This window comes from Pseudochelatococcus sp. B33, assembly GCF_053570585.1.
Genome location: NZ_JBSEFH010000062.1, coordinates 1 through 3,547 on the forward strand (window position 1 = coordinate 1; position 3,547 = coordinate 3,547).

Sequence of the window (3,547 nt, forward strand, 5' to 3'; positions counted from 1 at the left end):
GGAGGTCGCTTCATGAGAGCCGTCATCACCGGCGGAGCCGGATATATCGGCACGCTCCTGGCGTGCGAACTGGCGAGGCAAGGCACACTGACCGGCAGATCAGGCGCGCCCGAGCCGCTCGACAGTCTCATCGTCATCGATCCCGCGATCCGTGAGGATCATGCGCTCACCTATGAGGGCGCGAAGCTTCCGGTCAATTTCCGGTCCGGTTCCGTGACTGACCGGGAGTTTCTGCAGCAGGTGATCCGTGAGCCGGGCACGAGTGTTTTTCACCTCGCCTCCGTGCTCACCGGCGTCACCGAGCGCGACATTGCGACGGCGCTTTCCGTCAATGTCGACGGGACGCGCAACCTGCTTGAGATCCTGGCCGAGCTCGGCGAAGGATCCCGGATGGTCATGACGAGTTCGGTCACAGTCTATCGACGTGACGCCGAAGATGCGATGATTACGGACAAGACGGCGACGCAGCCCAGAAGCGTCTATGGGCTCACCAAACTCATCAGCGAGAACCTTGTAAGCGCTTTTCAGCACATGAGAAAGGTTGACGGCCGCTGCGCCCGTCTCTCGACGGTCGTCATTCGACCCAAAAAGATCGGTACCTCGGCCGGCGCCGCCATCTCCGATGTCCTTCGCGATGTCGTACTCGGCCGCGATTGCGAGATTTGTGTTTCCGAGCAAACACGGACGGCATTCATAGACTACGAGAGTTGCGTCAAGGGCCTGATCCGACTGCACGAAGTGGAACAGGCCGCACTGGAGGATAATCCGGTCGTCAACTTTCCGGCATTGACGGCATCGCTGGAAGAGATGATTGCCGGCGCCAGCGCGATAGCCGGGAAAAACGGTTATCGCGCCGGGCGAGCATCCTTCAAGCCGGAACCGTTCGCCCAGAATACGATCGACTCCTGGCCGACGGTCGTCGATGGCGCCCGTGCCGAGGCGCTTGGTATCCGCTGCAAGCCAACGATCGAACAGATTTGCCAGGATTTCGTGCAACACTATCACACGTTCTGGGCACAAGTAATCTGACGCCTGCGATTGCATAATCTGACGCCTGCGATTGCAGCGCGCATAGCGGATGGAGAGGAATTTGGCGCTTTTGTTGACTGACAAGGTCGCAGTCGTCGTTGGAGGCAGCGGGGGTATTGGTGCTGCGTCGGCAAGACGTCTGGCTCAAAACGGCGCGAAGATCGTCGTGGGCTATCATTCCGGTAGTGCCCGCGCCGAAGAGGTCGTCGCGTCGCTGGCAGGCGAAGGCCATATGACCGCACAGATCTCACTCGCCGATTCCGAAAGCATCCGACACTTCGCCACGGAGGTGGAGGCGCGCTATGGGCGCACCGACATTCTCATCAATTCGGGTGGGATGACCAAGCCCGTGCCGCATCGTGAGCTGGACCTGCTCGACGACAGTATGTTCGACAGGATCATGGTCGCGAATGTGCGTGGCGTGTTCGCCACTGTCCGCTGCTTCGCGCCGATCTTGCGCAGGAGCGGCGACGGCGTCATCGTCAATATCTCCTCCGTTGCCGCGCTGAGAGGAACGGGAAGCAGCATCGCCTATGCAGCCTCCAAGGGGGCGCTCGACACGATGTCGATGTCATTGGCGCGCGTGCTTGCTCCCGAAGTGCGGGTATTGACTGTCTCGCCTTCGGGCGTCGATACGGGCTTCGTCGAGGGCCGGAGCCGCTGCGACCTCGACATGCAAGCGGAACGCACCCTGCTGAAGCGCGTGATCGAGCCGGATGACGTCGCGAAGACGGTGCTTGCGGCGATCGCCTACATGCCGTTGAGTACGGGGAGCATCCTCGTGGTCGACGGAGGGAGTCTCCTTTGACTGTTCCATCGTCGGAACAGTTCATTCGCTGCGGATTCATGGCTTGAGCACGGTTCCTACCCGTCTTGGTCAGGGTAATGAGAGAAAGCGGGCCACTGCCTATCTCCTGCTCGGCCTCGCCGCCATATCCTGGAGTGGAAACGCGGTCGCGGCACGGCTTGCGGTTGGCGAGATATCGCCGATAGCCCTGATCAGCTTCCGTTGGTCCCTTGTCGCTGTTCTCGTGCTGATCATCTGGCAACGGCAGATCGTGGAGGCGCTTCCGGTGCTGCGTCGGCACTGGCTTTTCATCGCAGCGCTCGGAACCGTCGGCCTGACGGGCTTCAACACACTTTTCTATATTGCAGCGTATTACACGACCGCTGCCCACCTCTCGATCCTGCAGGGCTGTATTCCGGTTTTCGTATTCATCGGCGCAGTGATTGCCTATCGCACACCGGCCCGCCCCATGCAGATCGCAGGCATAGTCATCACGATTTGCGGCGTGCTTATTGTGGCAAGCAATGGCGACATTCGAAGCCTGAGCTCAATCTCCTTCAATCGGGGTGATCTCATGATGGTCGTCGGATGCGCGTGTTATTCGATATACACGATCGCACTGCATGTTCGGCCGAAAATGCCGGCAATCGTCTTCTTTGCCGGCGTCGCAATGGCGGCATGTTTGAGCTCCCTGCCGCTCTTGGCAATCGAGGTAGCAGCCAGTTCATTTCACTGGCCGACGCCAAAGGGCTGGGTTATTCTGGTCGTCGTCGCGATCTTTCCTACCTTTCTCGCTCAACTCTGGTTCATGCGCGGCGTGCAATTGATCGGCCCGACACGTGCAGGGTTGTTTGCCAATCTCGTCCCGATACTGGGGCCGCTCCTTGCCGTCGGCCTCCTCGGCGAGACTTTTGCCGTCAATCAGGCGATCGCCCTGGTCCTCGTGATCGGCGGCATATTCATAGCCGAGTCGCGCAACCGGATAGCGGGAACCCCGCCAAGCTGACATCTTGTTGTCCAATGCTGTAACGGAGGAGTTCGATGCAAGTTGTCGTTGATACAAATGGGCGGACAAGGCTCGATGAGCCAGATGATTTCCGAAACTTCCGAGTTACAATCGAGGATGGAACTTCCTACAAGACACTGAAAGCGGCCATAGACACCATCGGCCGTCTCGATAATGAGGGGACTGCCTGGATTCATGAGACGGCGCTGCGGAAGCTCGGCCGCGTCGATACCATATGGCAGGATCAGTTGACCGCGATGATCGCCGGCGCGGCGCGGCATGGCTGGATCGATCCCGGCACAGGAGATATCCGAGCGCATATCGTCGGAAGCATCAGTGGTTGAGCCTGCTCGTGGTCACTAACAGCCTCTAAGAAACAGGGAGGTGTTGCCGAACCGCGGGAGATCGGCAAATCATTCGATTACTCGGCTCCAGGTTCCGAAATCGTACGGGCGTCAGAAATCGGACACCCACCTGCGGCACCATAAGCCTTTATCGCAATGGAAAGACTGCCCAGCATGGCGACCTCGATCAGCAGATCTGGGGCACGCCAGAAATCATCTCCCACCTGTCATCCTTGTTCGAGCTGCGGGCTGGCGACATGATCGTGACCGGTACCCCGGCCGGTGTGGGGCCAGTAGCGGTCGGCGACAAGCTCGCAGCAAGCACAGAAGGAGTCGGTCCTCTGCCTGTCAACGTTATCTGAACGCCGGGTCTAGGGAGGT

At 59.5% G+C, this 3,547-nt stretch carries 5 protein-coding genes; all 5 read left to right on the forward strand.

The genetic code is table 11. From position 1 onward, the window contains the following. A partial coding sequence (locus ACUSIJ_RS29430) for an NAD-dependent epimerase/dehydratase family protein (protein ID WP_449311966.1) occupies nt 1-1,029 on the forward strand: 1,029 nt, incomplete at its 5' end. 61 nt (nt 1,030-1,090) lie between these two features. After that, entirely contained in the window at nt 1,091-1,837 is a 747-nt protein-coding gene (locus tag ACUSIJ_RS29435) for an SDR family NAD(P)-dependent oxidoreductase (protein ID WP_449311967.1), read from the forward strand. A 43-nt stretch (nt 1,838-1,880) separates the two neighbouring features. Next, entirely contained in the window at nt 1,881-2,822 is a 942-nt protein-coding gene (locus tag ACUSIJ_RS29440; protein ID WP_449311968.1) for a DMT family transporter, read from the forward strand. A 35-nt stretch (nt 2,823-2,857) separates the two neighbouring features. After that, the gene (locus ACUSIJ_RS29445; RefSeq protein ID WP_449311969.1) at nt 2,858-3,166 is read left to right on the forward strand and encodes a hypothetical protein; all 309 of its coding nucleotides are present in this window, start codon (nt 2,858-2,860) and stop codon (nt 3,164-3,166) included. A 140-nt stretch (nt 3,167-3,306) separates the two neighbouring features. Further along, complete coding sequence (locus tag ACUSIJ_RS29450) at nt 3,307-3,528, forward strand: fumarylacetoacetate hydrolase family protein (protein WP_449311970.1); 222 nt, start codon at nt 3,307-3,309, stop codon at nt 3,526-3,528. Nucleotides 3,529-3,547 lie beyond the last annotated feature (19 nt).